Below are 25,667 nucleotides of genomic sequence, written 5' to 3' on the forward strand. Positions count from 1 at the left end.
TTGGTTGATGAGATAAATGAAGCATCAGTTTAAATTTAATCCTTTAGCGACTGCGGTCTTAACTCTGTTATGTGGTCACTCTGTTTCCAGTTATGCACAGACAGCAGATCAGGCTTCATCGGTCAGTCATATTGACAACCAACGGCTTAAACAAAGTATTCAAGAGACTTACCCAGGTCAGCAATTCTTTGAGCAATATTATGTTGATAAAGCAACGCCCGAAGCGCAACAACAATTTGGTAACACAGCCAGCTCGGCTTATTGTAAAGGTGCTTGGCTGACACCTATCAGTTCAAATACAGTTGCTGTAGACGCTGCAGAAGCAACCTCTACCGTTACTGCCGATTATGGTCACTATGACCCAAATGGCGATTCTGTCTTAGAAGGCAATGTCCTGATTGACCAGCAAGGCCGTCAAATTCGCGCCGATAAAATTACCATTGATCAGACCCAAACCTTTGCCAAAGCCGAAGGTCGTGTTCAAATGGCACAAGCTGGTTTACTTGCGCAAAGTGATGAAATTAACTACAACCTTAAAACTCAGCAAGGCGATTTAAATAACAGTTTTTATATTGCTGAAGAACAGCATGCTCATGGCATGGCAGAAAAAATTGCACGTACCTCAACCAATACCATGGTACTCAATAACGCCACCTACAGCACCTGCCCGCCCGAGCAAGCGCCAACCTGGAAAATTCAAGCCAACGAAATTAAGCTCAATCAGGAAACTGGACGCGGTGAAACACGCGGTACAAAACTATATGTAAAAAATGTACCGGTCATGGCTGTGCCTTATTTTAACTTTCCGATTGACGACCGCCGCACGACAGGTATTTTGACCCCAAGTTTTGGTTTTACCAATGATGGTGGTGTTGAACTTTCTGTACCTGTGTATTTGAACCTAGCACCTAATTACGATGCAACCGTTAGCCCGCGCTATATTGGCGATCGTGGTGCAATGCTAGAGGGTGAATTCCGTTATTTAACTGAAAATTTTGGTTCAGGCCAAATCTGGGGTGGTTATTTAGCTTCAGATGCCAAATATGATGATCAAGACCGTAAAGACTTGCACTTTTTACACAACTGGCAAATTAACAATCAGTTTTCGACTAATCTTGAATACAACTATGCTTCAGACAAAGATTACTTTGCCGATTTAAATAATAACCCTAACTCCAAAACCGATCTTAATTTACGTCGTGCTTGGGAACTTAACTATCGCAATGGTATTCCTGGCTTAAAAGCTCAGCTCAAAGTTGAAGATTTCCAAACGCTGGATCAATCTATTGCCTATGAAAAACGCCCTTATGCACGTTTACCACAATTCTTGTTGAATTATAAAACAGGTAATCCTCAAGGTTTCCAAGTCGAGTTTAATAACGACACGGCTTACTTCAAAAAAGACATTGGTGCATTAGATGTAGGCGAACCAAGCGGCACCCGTATTTATAACGAATTTGCAGTGCGTTATAACTACCGCAATCCGTGGTCATTTGTTATTCCAGAAGTGTCTTTACGCAACATTAACACCTTCTATGACAAAGACACTCGAGCGTTGAATCAATATCACTCATCTAGTGAAAGTGAATCTGTCACTGTGCCACAATTTACATTGGACACAGGGATTACCTTTGAAAAAAATGGTCGCTTCCTACAAACGATTACGCCACGTGCATTCTATGCCTATGCACCGTATAAAAATCAAAATGATCACCCTAACTTTGATTCTGCAACAGCATCAATCAATTATGATCAATTATTCAGTCCAAACCGTTTCTATGGACATGACCGTTTAGAAGATAATAATTTCCTATCTTTAGGCCTAAGCTACAGTCTGTTTGATGAAATTGGTTTAGAGCGCGTTAAGGCAGGCATTGGTCAAAGTTTCTATTTTGAAGACCGCCGTGTCACACTAGAAAATACCAGCGATGATTTTGACACGCAAAGCCGTACAGGGCCAATTGTCAGCCTCACCAGCCAATTAAGCCAAAATCTCAGCATCAGTGCCAATGCTGCTTGGATGTCTAATGGCGACAATGCTCAGCGTAATGTAAATCTGCTTTACGCTGGCGATCAGGGTAACTTATATAACTTTGGCTATATTAACCGTCGTTATATTCCAAACCGCCAAGACCATTATGATCAAGTGGTTGCATCATTCATTCAACCCATTCACAACAACTGGCGTATTTTAGGTCACGCACAATATGACTTAGATAACAGTGTGGCACGTGAGTATTTACTGGGTGTAAATTACGAATCATGCTGCTGGGGTATTTCAGTCTATGGTCGCTCTTACTATAACGACTTGGACGATGTGACAGATGCAGGTGTTAAACCAAAACGTGCCATTATGGCAGAGCTAAATTTAAAAGGTTTAGGCAGTTTCAATAATAAACTTGCTTCTTTGCTTGAAAACCGTATTTTAGGTTTTAATAAAATTAATCAATCTTGGACACAACGTTAATGAAGACAGTACAGTTAAAACGATTTTTAAAAGCATCTACCTTGGCACTGAGCATGGCTGTTAGCCTGCCTGCATTTGCTGCTGCGAATGATCAAATTGTGGCTGTAGTTGACAATAGTGTCATTTTAAAAAGTGATTTAGCGCAAAGCGTGGTTGAACTTAAGCAACAGCTTGAAATGCAAAAGCGCCCTGTTCCACCTCAACAAATTTTAGAACAACAAGCCTTAGAGCAATTAATTGTACGTCAGGCTCAATTAGAACAAGTAAAACGCTATAACATTAAAGCTGATGAAAAATCCCTGAATGAAGCTGTGTTAAAAGTTGCACAGCAAAATGGAAGCAATAGCTTAGAGGCTTTTCAGCAAAAGTTAGATAAATCATCTCCTGGCAGTTATGCATTTTTACGTAATCGTATTGCAGAAGATTTGGCCATGAATCGTTTGCGTCAGCAAGTGGTGATGTCACGTATTCAAATTAGCGATCAAGACGTTGATAACTTTCTGAAAACCCCACAAGGTCAGGCCGCTTTAGGCAACCAAGTCCATATTTTGCATGTGCGTGTTTCAGGAAAAGAAAATGCAGCTCAGGTTGCGCAACAAGTCAAAGCTGAACTGGCGCAGAACAATGACATTCAAGCCATCAGTAAAAAATATACAGGCAACGGCATAACTGTTCAGTCTGCAGACATGGGCTTACGTAACTTGACCGATATTCCTGCAGAACTTGCTGCACGTATTACGCCATTAGATGTGGGGCAAACCAGTGAATTGATTGAAGTCCGTGATGGTATTCATGTCGTAAAATTACTGGAACGCAAAAGTACTGAGCAACGTGCACTAGTTCCACAATACCAAACTCGACATATCTTGATTCAGCCAAGTGAAGTAGTAAGCCCTGAAAATGCGAAACACATGATTGACAGTATTCACAACCGTTTAAAAGCGGGTGAAGACTTTGCAACCTTAGCTTCGACTTTCTCTAATGATGCTGGCTCTGCACGTGATGGCGGTAGTCTAGGCTGGGTGAATCCTGGCGTGATGGTGCCAGAATTTGAAAATCAAATGAAAAACACTGCAAAAGGTGAAATTAGCGCACCATTCCAAACCCAGTTTGGTTGGCATGTACTGCAAGTGACCGATACACGCCAGCAAGATATGACTCGTGAATACCAAGAACGTATGGCACGTCAAATACTAGGTGAACGCCAGTTTGATACTGAATTGGATAGCTGGTTACGTGAAACGCGCAACAATGCTTTTGTAGAAATTAAAGACCCAAGCTTAGACCGCAAGAAAAACTAAGCTTAAGTTTTCTGCTATTTCTAAGATTAAAACCAGTGTTGCTACACTGGTTTTTTTTATGCTTTTCTAACATGTGCACCGCATCTTATTTACTACTCAAATATGACTTTGATAAAAACCATAGACATAAAAAAACCTCTCATTTTGAGAGGTTTTTTTAAGAAGATCAATTAATGGTTGTTATCGTCTTCTGAAGATTCTTCAAATTTAGAATCGTTGTCAAAACCGCCTGTTGCTTGACCGCCACCGAAGCCACCTTGACCACCGAAGCCACCTTGACCACCAAAGCCGCCGCCTTGACCACCAAAGCCACCTTGACTACCGAAACCGCTACCTTGACCACCGAAGCCGCCTTGACCGCCAAAGCCGCCACCTTGACCACCGAAGCCTCCTTGACCACCAAAGCCACCACCTTGACCACCGAAGCCACCGCCTTGACCGCCAAAGCCTGCGCCTTGACCACCAGCAGGTGCACCAGCAGGACGTGGATTACGTGCAGGAACAACTGTAGAAATTGCATGTTTGTAAACCATTTGGCTTACTGTATTTTTTAATAAAACAACATATTGGTCAAAAGATTCAATATGGCCTTGTAGCTTAATACCGTTCACAAGGAAGATAGAAACAGGAATACGTTCCTTACGGAGAGAATTCAAGAACGGATCTTGTAAAGTTTGACCTTTAGACATGTTATAACTCCAAAAATAATTAAAAATCAGCGCAAAAACTATCTCTATTTTTCAATTAAAAATTATAAAAAAGACAGTAGGTAAATTTTGCTTTATCCGTAACAGTTTCGCAAGTCTTCTTGAGCCTGCTTTATCGTAAAATATGTGTGAAATTTATGCGATTCTTGCAACGATCTGAGCCAAGTATATTGACGTTTCGCGAGTTGTCGTGTCGCGAATAGCGCCTTATCCTCCATTTCCTGCATTTTTTCGCGACTTTCATCACCGTTTTGCAAAAACTCTAAAGCTTGACGATAGCCAACTGAACGCATAGAGGGTAAATTAGCATCTAAATCGTAATTTTCAATAAGATGCCGCACCTCATTCAAAAAACCCATTTCCCACATAATCTCTAAGCGTTTTTGAATACGCTGATGTAATTCTACCCGATCAGGCATCAAAGCGTGGTTATGAAAAGTGTAACGATATGGTACATTTTTGGGTTGTTCTGCCTGAAGCTGGGTAATTGGCGTTCCTGTTAATTTATAAACTTCCAGTGCACGAATAATACGTTGTTTATCTGACACCTTAAATTTTTCACCTGCTAGTGCATCTACTGCACATAACTCTGCATAGACCGCCTCCCAACCTTCGCGTGCAGCTTTATCTTCAATTTCTGCACGGACGTCATAATTGGCACTGGGTAAATTAGAAGATAGCCCTTCAAGCAAAGCTTTAAAATACAGCATGGTACCACCCACTAAAATTGGGGTTTTTCCACGTGCGTGCATATCATCAATTAAGGCGCAGGCATCTTCCACAAACTGTGCAGCAGAATAAACTTCAAGCGGGCTAATAATATCAATCAAATGATGCGGATAACGCGCCTGTTCCGCTTTAGTTGGTTTGGCTGTACCAATGTCCATATCTCGATAAACCAGCGCAGAATCGACTGAAATTAGCTCAAAATGACCTAGTTCATAGAGTTCACATGCCAAAGCAGTTTTACCACTTGCAGTTGGTCCCATTAAATTGATGACCGGCAATTGTTTTGACATGTAATACTACTCTCCTCGAGCAAAAAGTTTATCTAATTGGGCCAATGGGAAAGTACGCCATGTTGGACGACCATGATTACATTGGCTGGCAAATTCGGTTTGTTCCATTTGACGTAACAAGGCATTCATTTCAGAAAGACTCAGCATCCGATGTGCACGTACTGCACTATGACACGCCATACCCGCCAAAATATGATCACGTTTTTGCAGTAATGCCTGCGCTTCATCATTTGGGTCTAAATCATTCAGCAATTCTGGGATTAACTCTGCAAAATCTGCTTTATGCAAAATGGCTGGTACACCACGCACAATAACTTGCTCATCGCCATATTGATCAATTTCCAAACCTAAACGTGCCAATTGTGGTTTTAAATCATCTACACGCATGGTCTGCATACGGCTAATGCTGATAACTTTAGGAATAAGTAATTGCTGTGAAGTCCAAAACTCTGGTTTATCCCATGCAGCTTTCATCTGCTGTAAAACGATACGTTCATGTGCGGCATGCATATCGACAATAATCAGACCTTCGCTGTTTTGCGCCAGAATATAAATACCGTGCAATTGTGCAATCGCAATTCCAAGCGGGTGTTCATCTACAGCTGTCGTTGATTCATACGCTACGCTAGTTGAATCTTGAGGGTCAGCATCACGCAAAGGTGCAAGATAGCTTTTTAAGGCATTATTCAGCTGTTGTGAGCCTTGGTACCTGCCTTGCATTGCTTGGCTGTATTGCACAGTTTGCGGATGGCTACGATTAAACTCCGTGAGTAAATCACTACCTGATGCTGCTGTAGTTAATACGTGATCTACATCTACCGTTTGTTCGTACGGATTTAGGGGATTGGTCTGCACAGATTTGTGCAGCTGAAATTGTTCTTGGTAACGTGGTTGTACGACATAAGGTGCTGCCTGCTCTACTGGGTCGGCTTTCATTGCGGTCGCAAGATCAGCTGTTGCAGTTTGAAATTGTGCCAAGGTTTCTTTGGCATAATGCCGTACAAACTCATGCACTTCACGCTGATTTAAAAAGCGGATTTCATGCTTAGTTGGATGCACATTGACATCAATATTTTCAGGTTCAACTTCTAAAAACAGTAAATATGCCGCATGTTGATGCCCATGCAAAATACCATCATAAGCCATGCGTAAAGCATGGGAAATGGTCTTGTCTTTAACAATACGCCCGTTTACATACACATATTGCAAGTCGGCTTGCGAGCGAGCATCGGAAGGATGACCCAACCAGCCCGATAAGCGCATAGTGACACTGTCAGCATCTATCCAATAAGCATTTTCAACAAAGTTTCGCCCTAGCAGTTGTTGTACCCGTTGAAAACGCAATTCGCCACTGTCGGCAATGGGTAAATTCAGTTTGATGCTGTCGTTGTGTTCTAAAACAAAACGAATATCAAAATGCGTGAGCGCCAAACGGCGTACAATTTCTTCAATATGTCCGAATTCTGTACCCGCTTTTTTTAGGAATTTACGCCGTGCAGGAACATTAAAAAATAAATCCTGTACTCGAATATGTGTACCTTTGGGAGCAGCAACAGCCTGAATGTCTTGATGATCAAAGGCCGTACCATTCACTTCAACTTGATAACCCACACCATCTTCCGTTTGACTACTGACTAAAGTCAAACGAGATACCGCTGCAATTGAAGCCAAGGCCTCACCACGAAAGCCTAAACTGACAATGGCATGTAAATCATCAGCTGTCTGAATTTTACTGGTTGCGTGACGAGTGACCGCCAAAGGTAGGTCTTCGGCATGAATCCCACGACCATTGTCAATAATTTCAATCAGTGTACTGCCGCCTTGTGCCACACGAATAATCAGCTCAGTTGCACCTGCATCAATCGCATTTTCTAATAATTCTTTGACTACAGACGCAGGCCGCTCAATCACTTCCCCTGCAGCAATTTGGTTGGCTAATGCAGGTTCAAGCGTATGAATACGACGTAGATTTAACGCATCATTAGGCATGATTAAACTGTTGCTCCAAAGCTTGTTGTAACTCAGCCGAAGATGAACTCAGTGTTGCAAAACGGCTTAATTCATCTTCTGATTTTTTAATATCAATAATGAGGTCGGCAGCTGGAATTTCATCGCCACCTTTAGAAGGCCATTCAAACAAAAATAAGGCATTTGGAGTTTCTAAATAATCACGAATACCCATCAACTCCAATTCGTATGGGTCGTTTAAGCGATATAAATCAAAATGAAAAATATCTTGTCCTTGAATTTGGTACGGCTCTACCAATGTGTAAGTCGGGCTTTTAACTGCACCCTGATGCCCCAAATGCTGCAAAAAATAGCGCGATAAGGTGGTTTTTCCTGCACCTAAATCGCCGATCAAATAAATCACACCAGAACGAAAATGCGTAGCCAAAACCTGTGCCAGACTTTGGGTATCTTGCTCATTATTTAAAGCCAAATTAAATGAATACTGCATAGCGCTCACGACATGATTCAAAAGACCAATTATGATAGCATCGCACTGCTTTAAAGCCTATGTACTGATGTATAAAACTGTGTAAATGTGGACAATATATTGCATATTTATACAGCTAGATTGTCTGATCTGACGCAATTGAATACCCGAATTTGCTTAGGCTATTTGTATTTAATCAAATGTAAACTATTTTCACCTCATACGAGCAATTCGCAGATGAAGTCGACTCACCTCAGCCCTTTTATTCCGCCTATGTTAGATGGTGTGAGCGCCAGCAAATTGCATTTACCCAAATTAGACAACAACCCTAGCTCTGTTTTTGATTATTTAACAACTCAATTTGCGCATATTTCTGCGCAGGAATGGCAACAACGCTTTGTAGATGGTCTGGTTTATGACAATCAAGGCAATCGTCTAAATGTAGATGCACCTTACCTCGCACATCAGGATATTTTTTATTATCGATTTTTAGCACATGAAGTTACTGTGCCTTTTCAGCATCAAATTTTGTTTGAAAATGAACATTTACTGGTGGTCGATAAACCTCACTTTTTAACCATGAGCCCCACTGGGCAATATGTACAAGAAACCTTATTGGTAAGGCTGAAAAAACAAACGCAAAATGAACAACTCACCCCTATTCATCGCTTAGACCGTGAAACTGCAGGTGTGGTGCTGTTTTCCAAACAGCCTGAAACTCGTGCGGTATATCAACAATTATTTGCAGAACGTCAGGTGCAAAAAATTTATCATGCAATTGCGCCTTATCGAGCGAATTTAACACTGCCATGTAAAGTGCAATTACGCATGGAAAAAGGCGAACCTTTTTATTTGATGCAAGTGGTGTCAGGCACTGCAAATAGCGAAACAGATATTCATTTACTTGAACATAATCAGACATGGGGAAAATACGAACTGCATCCCACCACAGGTAAACAACACCAATTGCGAGTACATTTAAATCATTTAGGCATCCCAATTAAAAATGACCCTTTTTATCCTATTTTGCAGCATAAAAAAAATGATGATTTTTCTCAGCCATTACAATTACTGGCCAAGCATTTAGCATTTTTTGACCCGATCAGCCAACAGCAATTACAATTTAGTGCAGTACAAGAATTGACATTGTAATATGTTTGTCATTACAAAATAGCGTATTTTATCTGTAGTCATATTGAAATTACACTCCAATTGTTTACAATAACGCTAAAATTTAAATCTTTTTATTCCATTAAAAATTATGAGAAAAACTGAAGTCTATCAAGTACGCTTGGACTCTCAAGAGAAAAAACAAGCTTTTGCTGTGTTTAAACAACTCGGGATTACACCTGCGCAAGCAGTACGCCTATTCTTTAAGCAAGTGGTACTAACAAAATCAATCCCCTTTTCAATTGAAAATCAGAATATTAATTTGGAGCAATTGATTAAGTTACGTAAATTAAAACAAGAGCAAAAAGCAGACCTTACAGAGCCATCTGCAACCCCAGATACAAGCGCAATGCCTACCGCTCAAACCGAAGAATTTGAGCTAGATGATGAGCATTTAGATCTGTTTGATGAGTTGAATGCCATTTTGGGTGAAACTGACAAAAATTAACAGTGTTGCATTTTTAAACAAAATTTTAAAAAATAGCTTTAAAAACTTAGCTATGCTTCATGCAAGGATAATAAAAAAGCATGGAGTACCAATATGATTGTAAGACGTGCCACTTTAGAAGATTTAGAACAACTTGCGGTATTGTTTGATGAGTATCGTCAATTTTATGGCGCTTCCTCAAATTTAAGCCTTTCTGCAGCCTTCCTAAAACAGCGTTTTAAAAATCAGGAAAGTGTGATTTTCATACATATCAAAGACCATAAAATTACTGGATTTGTACTACTTTATTTAGGTTTTTCATCTGTTGCCTGTTCAACTTACTATATTTTAGATGACGTCTATGTCACCCCAGTTTTTAGACGACAAGGCTCGGCCAAACAGCTAATTGATACCGCTATTTTATTTGCACGACATGAAAATGCACTACGCATTAGCCTTGAAACACAGAAAAGTAATTACCAATCGCATCAATTGTATGAAAAGATGGGTTTTGTCAAAGATGATGAGTTTCAAACCTATCACTGCTTTTTAAAATAGTAGTGCACCTCACTAGCTTTGCATCAGTAGTTTTATTCGTGCTTTATTCAATACGTGTTTTCGCTAACTGGATTTGTTCGGGGCTTAAATAGACCCATTCACCGACATCTATGGCCAAATCATTCAGATTTAATGCACCCACCTGCTGGCGGTGCAATTGTTCCACCTTATTGCCGACTGCCGCCAACATACGTTTGACCTGATGATATACCCCCTGATGAATGGTCATTTGCAATTCACATTCAGCAAGTTGCTGTACTTCTGTTGCAGCAAATAGCCCTGTTTCATTACGCAATGCTACACCCTGCTCTAGTTGCTGTATTTGTGCAGCACTTATTGGGTCTGCTGTATGCATTGAATACACTTTTGCCACATGCTTTTTAGGATGGGTCAACGCCTGTAAAAATTGTCCATCATCAGTCAGCAGCAACAGACCTGTAGTATCTTGATCTAAACGTCCTACACATTGTAGCCCACGGTTCAGCAATACATCATCAAACAAGTCAAATACGCTAAAGTGATGCGTCGCCTGATGCGAACACTCATAGCCCTGTGGTTTATGTAAGGCAATATATACCTGTTCACGGTACTGATAGTTTTGTCCGTACACGCTAAACTGCAAAGCAGTATCTGGTTTTATCTGGATAGCAAATTTAGGGTTGGTCTGAATTTCATTCTGAATACTTACTGCACCATTTTTAATAAGTTGCTGACAATGTTTACGTGAACCAAAACCTTGTGATTGCAGCATTTTTTCCAGCAACATAACGACCTTTCCGTGCATAAACATTTAAAAATAACTGTTGCCCGCTATTCTAAACCAAATACACAACAATTTCTGATCAGTTCGTGCGCTCTGCCCATTCATGGCTAAAAGCCGTTACAATAATGACACTTTTCCAGTTTTCTATTGTATTGATCATCATGCTCTCCCAATTAGACCTTAACTTAATGGTACTGATCGTGCTGCTGGCCTGCGGTATTTTCAGTCAAAACTCCGCAGTAACCATTGCTGCAGGTATATTGATTGTGTTCAGAATTACACCTCTGAGTGAGTTTTTCCCACTATTGCAGCAGCACGGTTTAAATATTGGCATTATTATTCTGACCATTGGTGTACTGACACCCATTGCCAGTGGCAAAATTCCTGGTGATGCAATTTTAAAATCTTTTCTTAGTTGGAAATCGTTACTTGCTATTGCGATTGGTGTTTTTGTTGCATGGTTAGGTGGGCGTGGTGTGAAACTAATGACCAATCAGCCCAATGTCGTAGCAGGCTTGTTGATCGGCACTGTGGTAGGTGTTGCAGTGTTACGTGGTGTTCCTGTCGGCCCATTGATTGCCGCAGGAATTTTAACTTTATTTATTGGCTATTCTTGAACTTAATTTAGATCACGCATTGGAAATGAAAACCTTCCAAATTCATGCAGTTTTACGAAATAAGATAGCGGTTAACAGCATCCCTATAGCAGATAAGACTGCCATTAAAATACCGACCCAAAACCATGTTCCTGTGGCAGAAACGATAGCCGCCACCACAGGTGGCAACAAAAATTGAGAACTTGCTGAACATTGCAGCACCAAACCTATGGTTGTACTAATTGCAACAGGTTGAGGGGCAAAATGCATCACTTGTGCAAATACTACCGCGGCAACCAAACCGCCAAATAAAGAAAAATTGAGTACCAGTAAAAACTGTACAGCAAAGGGTAAAGCTTCACGTAATATGTAAAAACTCAGCGCGCACAGTATAAGTACAACAAAGCCGAGTTGCATCAAAACCAACGCTCTAAAACCACGTTGCAATAAAATTCCACACACAAATGTCCCCACTGCATTGGCTATTGCCACCATTGCCGTGAGTATGCCTGCAGTTTGTAATGAAATTTGATATTGCTGATAAATCGTGGGTAAGAAACCCACCAAACTGAACCACTGCCCAGCATATACACCAAAAACCAAAGCCAGTATCCATGCAGGTGGATGAGTTAAAGTCGCTTTGATCAGGTCAAATATGGCGATCGTTTGCGTGCCGATCTGCACACTCGGCACGACTTTATAAATGATGATTGCAAGGATAAAGGATAACAATGCAAAGCACATCCACACGCCTTGCCAATCCAACACATCCAATAAAAAAGGTGTGGTCAATAAGCCAATGCCCATACCACCACCCATATAGGCGCTCCAAAGTCCCATTTTGGCAGGCAGTTGTTCTATAGCAACCAATTGACGAATCATTGCAGGACCACTCAAAGTGACCAGTAAGAAGCCAAAACCTTCAATGACACGCAGTATTAATAAGGCTGAATAGTCTTGAACAAAACCACCTATAAAACTGGCGCTACCCAGTAAAGTCAGACCTAATAATACGCAACGCTTCAATCCAATTTTTGCAGTATAACTGCCCAACAGTAAGGCAAAACTCATGCCTGCAGCTTGTACCAAAGACAGTAAAAAGCCTGCCTAAACCAAACTAATCCCAAGTTCAGCCTGTAGCACAGGAACAGTGGGCGGCAATTTGCCAATATGCATTGCGGCCATAAAACCCGCTGCCACAATCCACAAATCCTTTGTCAGCCAACGCACCGAACTCACCACGCTCTCCCTTAATATTTGCAAGGCAAGCTTAGCAAGAACATTCCGTTGGCTTTAGAGAATATTTGAATCAGCTTAATGCTTTTAACAATAAGTCTGCACTATCTTTTATAGCGTGCTCAGCTTGAATAATACTGTGTCCGCTTTTGTGAAAATTTTTCGAGCTGCTTTAAAAAACCTTCAAAATAACTCTTTTCTTTTTCTTCGCTCCGATAACCTGCATACAAAGTACGGCGTAACCCGCCTGCAGCAACACAATCTAAACGACGTGAAGTCACCCAGCCTTTTTGTTCATATTCATTCACCACCCAGTCAGGCAAAGCACCAATACCGCGACCACTGGCCACAAGCTGAATTAACATTTGGGTTAGATCTGTAGTACGAATGGCTTTGGGCTGAATATTGGCAGGAATAAACAGCTTAGACATAATATCCAAGCGGTGTTTATCTACAGGATAGGTAATTAACGTTTCTTCAGCCAATTCCTGCACGGTAATACGCTCTGCACGTACCAAAGGATGAGTATTGGACAATACCAAACGTGATTCATATTCAAAAATTGGAAAATATTCGATACCTTTGAGTGCAATCGGGTCTGCGGTAATCAACAAATCAAACTCTGCCGTTTGCAGCAATTCATGAGGATTAGCTTCAAAACCTGAAGCGAAATCCAAATCTACATCAGGATATTGTTGTCGATACTGATTTAGTAGCGGCATCAACCAATCAAAACAGCTATGACATTCCGAAGAAAAAATAATTCGCCCCGTTTGACCATGCACAATGCGGGTAATGTCGGTTTGGGTAATCTGAATTTGCGGCAAGACATCATCGGCCAATTTTAATAATCGCTGCCCCACATTAGAAAAAGTCACAGGGCGGCTACGGCGGTTCACCACTTCTACCCCATACCAATGATCTAATTCTTTTAACTGGTGAGAAATTGCTGATGGGGTCAGACACAAATCATTGGCGGCAGCAACCAAAGAACCATGCTCACGCAGGGCTGCCAAAGTTTTTAAGTGACGAATTTCAAGCATTGCTTGTTCCTAATTTTTAAAACTGCTGATGTATTTGTTCGATGCTTATATTGAGATTTAATCTGTAGCAGATCATTTCACAAAGCTTAAATGCAAACACAAAAAAATGAATTTAATTAATTTTAACATGAAAATAATGAGTTTGTTTCATCTTATTTTTTATTTGATGATATTTACAACATAATCAGCTCAATCTCCCTTGGAATTATCATGACATTAACCACACATATTTTAGGCTACCCACGTATTGGGGCAAAACGTGAACTCAAATTTGCAGAAGAATCCTATTGGAAAGGTGAAATTCAACAAGTTGACTTTCTAGCTGAAGCTCAAGCGGTTGAAGCCGCTAACTGGCAAGCACAGGTAGATGCAGGGATTTCTATACTTACAGTGGGTGACTTTGTACTTTATGACAGCGTTCTCACACATGCTGTACGTTTAGGTATCATTCCAGCACGTTTTAAAGATGCAGCAAAACTGAATCAAGTCGATCAACAATTTTATTTAGCACGTGGTCGTGCACCAAACTGTAGTGATGTTGCAGCGCTGGAAATGACCAAATGGTTCGACACCAACTACCATTATCTTGTACCTGAATTAAATTCAGCTCAGGAATTTAAAGCTGATTTTTCCGACTTATTTACACAAGTGGAACGCGCAAAAGCCTTTAATAAACCGCTAAAAGTTGTTGTACCCGGCTTGCTAACGTTTTTGTACTTATCACGCATTGTCGATACCTATGAAACGCTAGAAACAAAACAGCATACGTGTGAATGTAATATAATGCAGCGTGAAGTTGCCGCAAATCAAGCCATTTTGCAATTTATAGATGCATTACTGCCTATTTATGCTGCATTGTTTGATGAACTAAAAGCACGTGGTGTGGATTATGTACAACTCGATGAACCTGCCTTGGTTTTAGACCTTGAGCCAGAATGGCAAACTGCATTTGAACGGGTTTATCACCTATTACAGCGTCGTGATGGTTTAAAACGGCTTTGTTGCACAAACCTATCTGTAAAGGCTTTTTCAGCGATATAATTTTCAAATGAAGAAGCCTACACACAAAATCTACCGCACAACCAATTGGCCCGCATATAACCGAGCACTCATGAGTCGCGGAAATATTGCCATTTGGTTTGATCCTGCTACGCAATGGTATGCTCCATCAAAAGGCAAACAAGGGCGAAATCAAACCTACTCCGACGCAGCTATCCAATGCTGCTTAATGATTAAATCCTTATTCCGTCTATCTTTACGTATGGTCATTGGCTTTGTGCAAAGTCTGATTAAACTTTGCGGATTAAATTGGACCGCACCAGATTACAGTACGCTTTGTAGAAGACAAAAGCATATTGATATTGCAATCAGCTACCAAAAAAGTAGCGATGGGCTGCATCTACTCGTAGACTCTACAGGCATGAAGTTTCTAGGTGAGGGCGAATGGAAACGCAAGAAACATGGAGCTGAATATCGTCGCCAATGGCGTAAACTACATATTGGTATAGATGCCAAAACCCTACAAATACGCGCTATTCAGCTCACAACCAATAATGTCAGTGATTCACAGGTGCTTGGTGATTTACTTAATCAGATTCCACAAGATGAGCAGATTGACTCTGTTTATACCGATGGAGCTTATGACACCAAGCAATGCCGTCAGGTCATTGCAGATCGGCAAGCACATGCGGTGATTCCACCTAGAAAAAATGCGAAACCATGGAAAGATACAAAGAGTAGCTCGCTAGAGCGAAATGAATTACTTCGAACAGTTAAACGTTTAGGCAGGACATTATGGAAAAAATGGTCAGGCTATCATCGCCGCAGTTTGGTGGAAACCAATATGCATTGCATCAAATTATTAGGCGATAAATTAATGGCAAGAAGCTTTCCTAGTCAGGTGAATGAAATTCATGCACGTGTAGCAGTCCTCAACAGATTTACGGAATTAGGTCGACCACTTACCCAAGTTACGCCTTAAATTTGGCTCAATTAGGGGCGCTTTGCATTTCAAATCTTTGTGCAACAAAGCCGTGATGAATGCGTGTTAATTTCACAAAGTCATGCCTAGGTTAAGGGATTGGATAATCAATAGATATGGATGCTAATATACCAAGACACTCACCTAAAATACAAAAGATAATCATTTAAATCTCTAATAAATACCCACCTTGCCACTACTGAATCGACATAGACAAAATGAGCACTTATGCAAATATTTGTCTATATTTTTAGTTATAGTTAATTACTCCGCAAAAGCCTGTGGTCTTTACAGGCATCCTCAACTACTGAATAAACAACAGTGCCAAGCGCACTTGGTCATAGCCCATTCTCGGACTGGTGGCTTCAACTATAGGACGCAACTTAATTGCCCCGTCATCGCTAAAATGATCTGCATTTTGGCGCTTCATTAAACGCTTATAAATTTTACGCACTTCTTCCACTACTTCTTCACCCGGATGTGCCACGGAAATATCCAGATTTTGTTCTTTTTGCAACCGTGCTAAATGGTTAATGATGGTTGCAGGTGTTAAGCCACGCTCTACCGCAATATCTTGAATATCATAACCTTCTTCAAATAAAGCGCGGGTTTCATCCAACGTGGCGGTTGCATAATTGGTTTTACCACCTTTGGCAATTTTCTTTTCATTACGCAAAATCTCGGTTTCGTTCAATGTGCCACCACAATGACGAATAAATGCATTATGTTGCGGAGTTAAATCCATCAGTTCGTAGTGTATTTCGGCTTCTTCAGACAATTCCTGAAAACGCCGGTCAGCCTTAATGGCTAAACTGTCCAATTCCAATGCTTGGCTGTTAAAACCCAATAAGCGCAAACCACTTAAAGATTTTAAACGTGACAAGGCCACATAACCCTGCCCTTTTTCAAAAGTATGGCTTAAATTAATTTCTGCAGCTTCTAAGGTCATACCTTGTGACTTGTGGATGGTAATGGCCCACGCTAAACGCAGCGGAATTTGCTGAAAGCTGGCAATGGTTTTACCAGCATCATTATCTACCGACCATGTTTCAGGCTCAACCAACAAGACGGTGCCATCGGTCAGTTTCACTTTAGGCAAAATGCCATGATCATCATCTTCTTCAAAGCCAATCACTTCGCCCAAACTGCCGTTAATGTAGCCCATATCAAAGTTGTTTTTAACAAACATCACTTTGGCATGTTTTTTCAGATTTAAAATTTCAGGTGCACGTACTGATGATTTCAGGGTTTCAATCAGTTTTTCATTGCCATCACAAACGGCATCAAACTGCTTGCTCTCAGTTTCAATTTCATTCAGATGTTTAAAGTTGATGTTGTCTACATCCATATTATGGGTATATAGACGGGTGAACGTATCTCCAATATCTTGCTGACGAGTTTGTTCCAAAGCCTGAATATGTGCTTGTTCAATATTCTGCGCCCGAATTGCATTTAAAATATCATTTAAATAGTCATCGCCCTGACGGTGTTGTTCGGTCAAATAACACACACGGAACTTGGCTTCTACCCACGCGTCCGACATAAAACAGAATTTATCTCGGTTGCGCTCATCATTTTTCCCTACAGGCGGTAACTGGAAAAAATCTCCCGCAACAATCACCTGAATGCCGCCAAAGGCTTCATCGCTATCTTTAAAATATTTTAAAACCTGATTGACTAAATTCAGTTGCTTGGCATGCAACATCGAAATTTCATCAATAATCAACACTTGCGCATTTTCTAAATGTTCTTTGAGATATTTGCGCTCTTTCATATTTTTTAGGTCTGCATCGGACAAAAAATCTTTAATACCAATGCCTGCCCATGTGTGAATGGTCATGCCATTCATGTGCGTTGCAGCAATACCTGTAGATGCAGTGATGGCTACAGGTACTTTTCGTGCTTTTAAATAATTGATGTATTGATTCAGGGTATAGGTTTTACCCGCACCAGCAGAGCCTGTTAAAAAGACATTTTCGCCTGCTTTTAAAAGTTTAAGTGCAGTTTCCTGTTTCATAAGACCTATACCATTGCTGAACGGCTATAGCCTAACGAGTTTTTGCCCAAAAGTTAAGGCTCAAGTCTGCGAATACGACAACTGTTGTCTTATGCTTTAGCTTGCAATTGTGGATTCAGCCATGCAATAAACTGCTCTGCAATGGTCACCAGTAACTGTTCCGCTTTTTGATTATTCGGATATTCCAACTGATCAAATTCAAGTTGCCCCTGCCGAAAATGACAGCCCAGAGTCAATTGCTGCGCATAATGTGGTGACGCCATGTGAAAAGCCACATATTGCCCTTCACTCATTAGCTTAGCGTAGCTAAGTGCCAAACAGTGTTTAAAGTTTTGTGATTCTTCAATAATACGGTCTAAATGAATCATTTCCTCAAAGCACCAGCCTGAAAATTTTAGCGTTGGCATAGGGCTTTTGGCCTGCCATGCACTGCACTGAATTTCCTTTTTTAATTTGGCCATCAGTTCTGCTTTGTAGACCTGTTGATGCCAACGCACCGCCTGATAAAATAACCCCAACCAACTCAGACTCTTAGGAATATGTGTATGCGCTGCAAAATATTCCAGTAAATAGTCACGTACATAACTGTCAAACACTGAAACTCGCGTATGCTGCGCCCGTAAATAAAAACGCTGCCGAAAATCATCAGGTTGAAGTTGATAACGCTGCAACACCGTATAAAAATCACGCTGCTGCTGACTCTCGGGCTGAATATAGTCCAACAAGGCAGGCGGTAAATCCTGTGTGATTTGCTGCAAATAAGTCATATAACTTTGCATAACACGACTCAAACGTCTAAAAACATGCTTCACCAAATGCTCATCTTGCTGCGCCACTGTTTTTAGCAAACTCATCCATTCATCCAAATACAAAATGGAAGGACTAATCGCAACACGTGGATCATCTACAGATTGCTTTTCACCATGTGGCATTAGACTGACATTATGTGCATGCGCAAACCATGCCTGCTGTGTCGCATACACATTACAGCTTTGAATAAACATACGCGCCGCAGAATATTGAAAATATTGCAATGTCGCTAAAATAATACGTGGATGTGCCTGACTACAATCGACAAAACTGAGCGCAGTCACTGCGACCCGCACACTGGTATGCTGCATATTTAAACTGAGCCAATCCAACACTTGTGCAGACTGTTTAAACAGCCAGTTCACCGCTCGTGGATAATCAAATAACGGCAGTTTGGCAACCTTCTTTTGCCAAATTAAAGGACAGGATTTTAAGAAATGCGGTTTTGCCAATGCATCGGAACGCTGCCACACTTCTCGATGCATTAAGCGGGCAAAACCCAGTAAATGACCATGTTCTTCGGCATGCCGATACAACAACTGAATATCATCCTGATGGTCAATTAAATCCTGCAAATTAAAACGCTCAGGAAAGGACACCGCCAAAATTCGATACATGGCTTTAGGCAAAAACTGTGCAGCACTAAAACAAAAATCATCATAACTGTGCATTAAGGCTTGCACAGGCAAAAAGGTATCACCCTCAATAAATTCTAAAGCACACAATGCAGATAAGGCCGTTAATGTTTCATCTGGAATGACCGCACCATGCTGTACAGCACCTGTAAAAACAGCATGCTGGGCATAATCAGACTGAATCAAGGCTTGATCTAAAATCTGAGCCTGTACACCATCTAAATGCAGCAGCAACTGTTGAACACGTGCAGCACCATCCACCCACATATAGGCTTGCTGCATAATCAGATGTCGTAATTGCTGCGCCTGATTACGCAAAAATAAGGAGTGTTGTGGCTTTAAATCACCCGTGTGAAACTGTAAATCATGCAGAAAAAAATCTTCAAACGCTTCTTGATGCTGCCCCGCAAACTCAAACTGCGTCTGAATTAAACTAGGGTTAGATTTAGGCGGATAAAATTCAAGGCTAAATAGACCGTTTAGCAATTCAATCCGATGCTGTAAAGGATCAATACGGAACATATTTTGTGCAGTGAGATGCCCAACTAGCTCCATTTGATCTTGATATATTTCTGCGGCCACACTGGAAATACGTACCAATTGCTGTGCAACGGCATGCAATTGGCTATGCTGGCGACTTGGCTGCATACACACTCCTCATGCTTAAGTACGGTCTATCTAAGTTGCATCTTATTTTTATTTAATTGCAGCGACTAGACCAAACTCGTGATTAATCCCTATTTTTTGTTTTATTTTCCATTTTCATAAAGCACTTGATGCTTGAATTTTCCTTAAATCTGCCTATGCATCAACTTCCACTAGACTGGTTTTATGCACAGTATCTACACATAAAACCGTATATATAAACCACTATAAACAAGATTTCTGGCCTTGCCTATAGCTTTTATAAAGCTTCAGATGAAATATGACTGTTCCTTAAAATGTAGTCAAACATAGTCAAGGACTAATTCGCACTCTGTTAATGTCTTGTTGCCAAGCGTGTAACTAGAGCCTGAGTCGGTCAGTTCCGACTTGTAGCGGTCAGTCCGTTCTTGCAATATACGCTTTACAGTTTTGTAAGGCGTATAACGACTTATCTCATTGTCGTTTAATCTTGCAAGCACGTTTCTCGCAGCATTCCAATCAGCTTGCACAACTTCCCCATTGAAACGGTGAAAACGATCTCCCTTACGTGTACCTATTAAAAGGCCATGCAAGAAAGAATCACTTTGCGAAGTATATGCAGAATTGACTAGATGCACCGTAGAACCTCTACGGTGAGATATAGAAGTTAGGGCATTAGCTAACAAACCTTTAGCCCATGTATTTAAGCGTCTATTGGTGTTTTTGCCATAGTTGCGTTTACTTTGAATTGGGGATGTTAAATCTTCCGCAACAATCACTTTGGCTTTATCAACCAACTTGTGAGTTGCTGTAAATATTAATGTCTTGAGCTTTGCTTTTTGAGTATCTTGTCGCTTATCTAGTTTTTTTCGACCTAGATTATTTAACTCAATTTTCTGTTTCTTGTGTGGTTTAGCTTTAGCAATCGCTCTGAGCTTGTTTCTGTGCTTGTACTTTTGATTTAAATAATCTGATTCACTTGAGATCAGCTTGCCTAGACCACTCCCATATACATCGCCATCAGAATCTACAAAGGCTTCTGAATAGCCCTTATCAACACCAACAGTTTCTTGACCACAATCTTGTGTTTCAACTGCATCATAGGTTGAATGAACTTCAATATTGCCATTTTTTAGAATAATTCTTAATGTGCCTTGCGGTGCAAAATCAACAGTCGTATTTAATGGGATTTTAATGGTTTGTCGAGGGATTAGGCTTGGTACTTTAAGCCAACATTGACCGTTTAACTCAAAGGTTTTACACATATCAGCACGTACAATGATTTGATTGTGCGTGTGATTCACACCATGCCGAAAATGCTTACGCATCTGACGATGGAGGAAATTATCTGTTGTCCATTCATCTTTTTTTAGCAGCGTATAGAGTCTTTTACGTTCATTGTCGCAAGTCGTACGTTTGCGAATAGCTTGTTTGACCTTTTCCTTGGCAGCTTCACGATAGGCTTTAATATCACCCATACAGTCACGCAGGGTTTCTTTCCACGCATTTGCAGATACACCGAAGTTGCGACCTTCTTTCATCCACGCATCACGAATAGCCCTGTCACTGATATTTAAGCCTGCAACAGCACCATATTTAGCCCAAACTTCACTGCGAACACGACCAAGTAAAACAGCTTGTTTTTCAAGTTGCTTATACTTTTCTCGATTCAAGTTTTTACAGTGATGAATGCGTGTTAATTTCACAAAGCCATGCCTAGGTTAAGGGATTGGATAATCAATAGATATGGATGCTAATATACCAAGACACTCACCTAAAATACAAAAGATAATCATTTAAATCTCTAATAAATACCCACCTTGCCACTACTGAATCGACATAGACAAAATGAGCACTTATGCAAATATTTATCTATATTTTTAGTTATAGTTAATTACTCTTTTAAAATCCCATAAATTACAATAGATTAATTTGCACTATTTCCTCACAAAATAGGGTTGGTTTTTGGTAGGTAGGATTTGCATACAAAGCATTGAATACTCAAATCACGGTTCAATACCGCGATAACAACATATTATTCCAATACCCAATGCAAGAAGGAATCTGAGCATGGCTTTTAAAAATATTGCAGATCAAACCAACGGTTTTTATATTCCTTGCGTGTCACTATTTGGCCCTGGTTGTGCCAAAGAAATTGGCGTAAGAGCACAAAACTTGGGCGCAAAAAAAGCCCTAATTGTGACAGATGAAGGACTATTTAAATTTGGCGTGGCCGATACCATTGCAGGCTACTTAACTGAAGCAGGCGTTGCCAGCCATATCTTTGCAGGGGCAGAGCCAAACCCAACCGATATTAATGTCCATAACGGTGTCGATGCCTACAATGCCAACAACTGCGACTTCATTGTGTCTTTAGGCGGTGGCTCTTCGCATGACTGTGCTAAAGGTATTGGCTTGGTCACTGCAGGAGGTGGACATATTCGTGATTATGAAGGCATAGATAAAAGTACCGTGCCAATGACACCGCTGATTGCCATTAACACCACAGCGGGAACAGCTTCAGAAATGACCCGTTTCTGTATCATTACCAACACCGACACCCACGTAAAAATGGCCATTGTCGATTGGCGCTGTACCCCACTCATCGCCATTGATGACCCTAAACTTATGATTGCCAAACCTGCGGGCTTAACCGCTGCCACAGGTATGGATGCCTTGACGCATGCGGTAGAAGCCTACGTTTCAACTGCGGCCAACCCGATTACCGATGCCTGTGCAGAAAAAGCTATTCGTATGATTAGTCAATGGCTGAGTCCTGCAGTGGCAAATGGTGAAAATATTGAAGCACGTGATGCCATGAGCTATGCGCAGTACTTGGCCGGTATGGCATTCAATAATGCATCATTAGGCTATGTACATGCGATGGCGCATCAATTGGGTGGTTTTTATAACTTGCCACACGGTGTCTGTAATGCAATTTTACTGCCGCATGTTTGTGAATTTAACCTGATTGCCTGCCCTGAACGCTATGCAGACATTGCAGAGTTGATGGGTGTAAATACAGATGGTTTAACCACCACAGAGGCTGCTTATGCTGCAATTGATGCAATCCGTGAATTATCGAGTTCTATTGGTATTCCAACAGGTTTGGCAGAGTTGGGCGTTAAAGAAGATGATTTAGCGATTATGGCGGAAAATGCACAAAAAGATGCCTGCATGCTGACTAACCCACGTAAAGCCAACCATGCGCAAGTGGTCGAAATTTTCAAAGCGGCTATGTAAATATCGCTACACGGCTGAGTGAATCTACATTTGCTCAGCCTCTCCCATCCTCTAATCAATTGTCTTTTTCTCATTTTGTTTCTTGTTTTAATTTTTAACTTCCCTTTGCAGAACCATGTCACGTGTGTTCTGCTTTTTTTAATCTGTGCTGCGCATATAGACATTTATACACAATCTACAAAATATCTAAATGTTGATGCTTTTCATAATTCAATTTGACAAATGCACACAGCTCATCAAGGATATAGACAAAATAAAATTGATGATGAGCGCCTTATGCCACTTCGTAAAAAACAAAAAGCTGCCCCTAGCTACCATCCTGATATTTTAGGTCCTGATTATCAACAAATGACGTTGGACTTCCCCGCCGATTATGAAGGTAAAGTGATTGCCACTTTGGTACGCAAAAAAGCCGAACAAGAAACCCGTAAAGCTGTGCTCTATATTCATGGTTTTATTGATTACTTTTTTCAGACTGAAATGGCAGAACAGTTTAATCAGCATGGTTATGACTTTTATGCGCTCGATTTACGCAAATATGGACGCTCACATTTGTCACACCAGCACTGGTATAACGTGCGTAACCTATCTGAATACGATGCAGAAATTTCGGCTGCACTTGAGCAAATCGCGGCTGAACAACATGATTCCGTCATTTTATGCGGTCACTCTACAGGTGGATTAATCACCACACTCTATGTGGCACATCATCCAAATCATCCTCTAATTCGCGGCCTATGGTGTAACAGCCCTTTTTATGATTTCAATATGACCGAAATTGAGAAAAAAGCTGGCGTTCCTCGTTTAAGTCAACTTGGAAAATTATTTCCAGATTTGAAGTTTCCAAGCCGCCTAAATCCTTTTTATGTGCCAAGTTTACACAAGCAATATCATGGTGAATGGTTATTCAATCTGGAGTGGAAAAAACCACGTTACCCTAAAGTACGCCTGAGTTTTGTGCATGCCATTCATGAAGCACAAAAGGAAATTCACGCCAGTGTGCATTTAGGTGTGCCAACGCTGATTATGCACCCTAGCCAAAGTAGTTACCCGCGCCAATGGAACGAAATTGCCCAGCGCAGCGATGTCATTTTAAATGTGGCTGATATGCAAAAATTTGCCCACCGTATGCATGGTGATATTCAGCTTTGCCAGATTAAAAATGGCGTACATGATTTGGTGCTGTCTGCACCCGAAGTACGTGCAGAAGTGTATCAGTCCTTGTTTGACTGGTTAAAAAATAAAGGGCTGTAAAATATAGGCTAAATGACTTAACTCATCATTTAGCCTTTGTATTTTAATAAAATCTGATGTGCAGGATGGTGCTTCGGCATCAGTTCAATTAAGCGCTCTACCGCGTCAATTGCTTCAGGACTATGTGCCAAGTGTTTCAGTAAAGCATCTGTATCCTGTGCATTAAATATGGCATCGCTCAGGCGAGATTCTAGGCAATCTCGCCATGCACATAAAAATGGACTTTCGGTTTTTGCCAAAAATACTCCTGCGCAGGTTTGTAAGGCAGACTGCACATAACCTGCATCTAAAGCCTGCTCTGCCTGTAAAAAATCAGCTTCAATATGCGCCAAAATCCGATACGGACGTGAACCCAACATTCCACCTAAAGTATCACGCAATTGCGACATTTCGGCTTTCAGTGTGCCCATACTGACTTTACGTTCGCCGTATAAAGCCTGATGTAAAGTATCCAAACTCATGCCTTGTGGGCAAAGTGCCAGAATAACCAATATTTCCAACTGACGTGGTGTCATGACCACCACTTTGCCATTGAACAAGACTTGCGGCACTCTGAATGCACGGATATATAACTGCTGTTTTTGTTGTTCCAACAATGCGGTTTGAATCAATGCAGCGCAGCGCTCGGCAGCCAACAGACCTAAACTGTTATGGTTTTTCCATGTGGTCGATAAATCAATCACACCCAAAACCTGTTTGGAATGTGGATCGACAATTGGTGCGGCATAACACACCCAATCATGCAAAGACGACATGTAGTGCTCATTGGAAAACACGCAACTGGCTTGCTGGGTTTTAAGTGACAAGGCCAATGCATTCGTGCCTACCAATTCTTCACGCCATTGTCCACCCTCGACAAAATGCACTCGCTCCGCCACATTACGCATTTGTGCACTGGCTGCCGTCCAAATAATGGTGCTGCCTACATCTCCTACTGCTGCCACCATAGATGACTGCTGCGCAATATGTTTTAAATCTTCAGCACAGTTTTGTACGGCACGCTGCAACGCTGAACCGCTCTGCGAACCAGACAAACTAGAATTTAACGGTGCCGCCTGCCGATCTATAGGAATTTCTGCAATTTCAGAGCGTTGCCACGAATTTAAAATACTCTGCTGAATTTGCTGTGCATGTAGCGGAGATAAACTACTGCTTTGTCTAAACTGTTCAATATGTTGTCTTTTTTCCAATAGGTCTTGTTTTTTCATCATCACTGATTCTCACAATCCTGAATACATTACATCCACTGTATTGCTTATTTTTGTAAGTATTTGTCGGCTGCTTGTAAACCTGCAACTTTCCAACCTTTTTCCAACCTTATATTGGGTATGCTAAACAAATAACGTACCCGAGTACCTTATACCATAGCCGTAAATTTA

22 protein-coding genes are annotated in these 25,667 nt (G+C 41.0%); 10 read left to right on the forward strand and 12 right to left on the reverse strand.

Features of this window, described 5'->3' with window-relative positions; translation table 11 throughout:
* The first annotated feature begins 16 nt into the window (after positions 1–16).
* Both ACNS8M_RS07535 and ACNS8M_RS07540 read left to right on the forward strand, forming a co-directional pair.
* Positions 17–2,467, forward strand: coding sequence for an LPS-assembly protein LptD (locus ACNS8M_RS07535; protein WP_419224685.1), 2,451 nt, complete (start codon positions 17–19; stop codon positions 2,465–2,467).
* On the forward strand, positions 2,467–3,768 hold the full coding sequence (locus tag ACNS8M_RS07540) for a peptidylprolyl isomerase (RefSeq protein WP_168419028.1): 1,302 nt from the start codon (positions 2,467–2,469) through the stop codon (positions 3,766–3,768). Before ACNS8M_RS07535 ends, ACNS8M_RS07540 begins: the two co-directional genes overlap by 1 nt.
* Positions 3,769–3,938: 170 nt before the next feature.
* Here ACNS8M_RS07540 and hfq read toward each other — a convergent pair whose 3' ends face one another.
* From hfq to tsaE, 4 genes are all read right to left on the reverse strand, one after another.
* A complete protein-coding gene (hfq, locus tag ACNS8M_RS07545) occupies positions 3,939–4,457 on the reverse strand; it encodes an RNA chaperone Hfq (protein WP_168419029.1) in 519 nt (172 codons plus the stop codon).
* A gap of 92 nt (positions 4,458–4,549) precedes the next feature.
* Positions 4,550–5,494: a tRNA (adenosine(37)-N6)-dimethylallyltransferase MiaA gene (miaA, locus tag ACNS8M_RS07550; RefSeq protein WP_168542437.1), complete on the reverse strand. Its 945-nt coding sequence runs from the start codon at positions 5,492–5,494 to the stop codon at positions 4,550–4,552.
* 6 nt (positions 5,495–5,500) lie between these two features.
* Complete coding sequence (mutL, locus tag ACNS8M_RS07555; RefSeq protein WP_419224686.1) at positions 5,501–7,483, reverse strand: DNA mismatch repair endonuclease MutL; 1,983 nt, start codon at positions 7,481–7,483, stop codon at positions 5,501–5,503.
* Complete coding sequence (gene tsaE / locus ACNS8M_RS07560) at positions 7,476–7,952, reverse strand: tRNA (adenosine(37)-N6)-threonylcarbamoyltransferase complex ATPase subunit type 1 TsaE (RefSeq protein ID WP_419225330.1); 477 nt, start codon at positions 7,950–7,952, stop codon at positions 7,476–7,478. Before tsaE ends, mutL begins: the two co-directional genes overlap by 8 nt.
* 216 nt (positions 7,953–8,168) lie before the next feature.
* Here tsaE and ACNS8M_RS07565 point away from each other — a divergent pair, with 216 nt between their 5' ends.
* From ACNS8M_RS07565 to ACNS8M_RS07575, 3 genes are all read left to right on the forward strand, one after another.
* On the forward strand, positions 8,169–9,083 hold the full coding sequence (locus tag ACNS8M_RS07565) for a pseudouridine synthase (protein ID WP_168419032.1): 915 nt from the start codon (positions 8,169–8,171) through the stop codon (positions 9,081–9,083).
* Positions 9,084–9,192: 109 nt separating this feature from the next.
* Positions 9,193–9,549 carry a type II toxin-antitoxin system RelB/DinJ family antitoxin gene (locus ACNS8M_RS07570; RefSeq protein WP_168419033.1) on the forward strand — a complete coding sequence of 119 codons (357 nt, stop codon included), beginning with the start codon at positions 9,193–9,195 and terminating at the stop codon, positions 9,547–9,549.
* A 93-nt stretch (positions 9,550–9,642) separates the two neighbouring features.
* A complete protein-coding gene (locus tag ACNS8M_RS07575; protein ID WP_168419034.1) occupies positions 9,643–10,086 on the forward strand; it encodes a GNAT family N-acetyltransferase in 444 nt (147 codons plus the stop codon).
* A 43-nt stretch (positions 10,087–10,129) separates the two neighbouring features.
* Here ACNS8M_RS07575 and ACNS8M_RS07580 read toward each other — a convergent pair whose 3' ends face one another.
* The gene (locus tag ACNS8M_RS07580; protein ID WP_168419035.1) at positions 10,130–10,852 is read right to left on the reverse strand and encodes a pseudouridine synthase; all 723 of its coding nucleotides are present in this window, start codon (positions 10,850–10,852) and stop codon (positions 10,130–10,132) included.
* 158 nt (positions 10,853–11,010) lie between these two features.
* On the opposite strand from ACNS8M_RS07580, the gene ACNS8M_RS07585 reads away from it, so the two are divergent.
* A complete protein-coding gene (locus ACNS8M_RS07585; RefSeq protein ID WP_168419040.1) occupies positions 11,011–11,466 on the forward strand; it encodes a DUF441 domain-containing protein in 456 nt (151 codons plus the stop codon).
* A gap of 42 nt (positions 11,467–11,508) precedes the next feature.
* On the opposite strand, the gene ACNS8M_RS07590 is transcribed toward ACNS8M_RS07585, so the two are convergent.
* From ACNS8M_RS07590 to ACNS8M_RS07600, 3 genes are all read right to left on the reverse strand, one after another.
* Entirely contained in the window at positions 11,509–12,516 is a 1,008-nt protein-coding gene (locus tag ACNS8M_RS07590) for a CynX/NimT family MFS transporter (RefSeq protein WP_419224687.1), read from the reverse strand.
* 36 nt (positions 12,517–12,552) lie between these two features.
* On the reverse strand, positions 12,553–12,675 hold the full coding sequence (locus tag ACNS8M_RS07595) for a hypothetical protein (protein ID WP_419224688.1): 123 nt from the start codon (positions 12,673–12,675) through the stop codon (positions 12,553–12,555).
* 128 nt (positions 12,676–12,803) lie between these two features.
* Positions 12,804–13,724 carry a LysR family transcriptional regulator gene (locus ACNS8M_RS07600; protein ID WP_168419036.1) on the reverse strand — a complete coding sequence of 307 codons (921 nt, stop codon included), beginning with the start codon at positions 13,722–13,724 and terminating at the stop codon, positions 12,804–12,806.
* 210 nt (positions 13,725–13,934) lie between these two features.
* On the opposite strand from ACNS8M_RS07600, the gene ACNS8M_RS07605 reads away from it, so the two are divergent.
* The gene (locus ACNS8M_RS07605) at positions 13,935–14,765 is read left to right on the forward strand and encodes a hypothetical protein (RefSeq protein WP_419224689.1); all 831 of its coding nucleotides are present in this window, start codon (positions 13,935–13,937) and stop codon (positions 14,763–14,765) included.
* A 7-nt stretch (positions 14,766–14,772) separates the two neighbouring features.
* On the forward strand, positions 14,773–15,705 hold the full coding sequence (locus tag ACNS8M_RS07610) for an IS5-like element IS17 family transposase (RefSeq protein ID WP_419224690.1): 933 nt from the start codon (positions 14,773–14,775) through the stop codon (positions 15,703–15,705).
* 304 nt (positions 15,706–16,009) lie between these two features.
* Here ACNS8M_RS07610 and ACNS8M_RS07615 read toward each other — a convergent pair whose 3' ends face one another.
* The 3 genes from ACNS8M_RS07615 to ACNS8M_RS07625 all read right to left on the reverse strand — a co-directional run bounded on the left by ACNS8M_RS07615 (position 16,010) and on the right by ACNS8M_RS07625 (position 21,497).
* Positions 16,010–17,722 (reverse strand): AAA family ATPase, encoded by a 1,713-nt coding sequence (locus ACNS8M_RS07615; protein WP_168419317.1) that lies wholly within the window; start codon positions 17,720–17,722, stop codon positions 16,010–16,012.
* An 89-nt stretch (positions 17,723–17,811) separates the two neighbouring features.
* Positions 17,812–19,815 (reverse strand): hypothetical protein, encoded by a 2,004-nt coding sequence (locus ACNS8M_RS07620; protein WP_168419316.1) that lies wholly within the window; start codon positions 19,813–19,815, stop codon positions 17,812–17,814.
* 299 nt (positions 19,816–20,114) lie between these two features.
* Positions 20,115–21,497: an IS200/IS605 family accessory protein TnpB-related protein gene (locus ACNS8M_RS07625; RefSeq protein WP_419224691.1), complete on the reverse strand. Its 1,383-nt coding sequence runs from the start codon at positions 21,495–21,497 to the stop codon at positions 20,115–20,117.
* A gap of 364 nt (positions 21,498–21,861) precedes the next feature.
* On the opposite strand from ACNS8M_RS07625, the gene mdh reads away from it, so the two are divergent.
* Both mdh and ACNS8M_RS07635 read left to right on the forward strand, forming a co-directional pair.
* On the forward strand, positions 21,862–23,034 hold the full coding sequence (mdh, locus tag ACNS8M_RS07630; protein ID WP_168419315.1) for an iron-dependent methanol dehydrogenase: 1,173 nt from the start codon (positions 21,862–21,864) through the stop codon (positions 23,032–23,034).
* A gap of 276 nt (positions 23,035–23,310) precedes the next feature.
* Entirely contained in the window at positions 23,311–24,288 is a 978-nt protein-coding gene (locus ACNS8M_RS07635) for an alpha/beta hydrolase (protein ID WP_168419314.1), read from the forward strand.
* 29 nt (positions 24,289–24,317) lie between these two features.
* Here the strand turns inward: ACNS8M_RS07635 and ACNS8M_RS07640 are convergent, their stop codons facing one another.
* Positions 24,318–25,499: a transcriptional regulator gene (locus ACNS8M_RS07640; protein WP_168419313.1), complete on the reverse strand. Its 1,182-nt coding sequence runs from the start codon at positions 25,497–25,499 to the stop codon at positions 24,318–24,320.
* Positions 25,500–25,667: the final 168 nt, after the last annotated feature.

The organism is Acinetobacter sp. A2, assembly GCF_048537555.1.
Lineage (GTDB): Bacteria > Pseudomonadota > Gammaproteobacteria > Pseudomonadales > Moraxellaceae > Acinetobacter.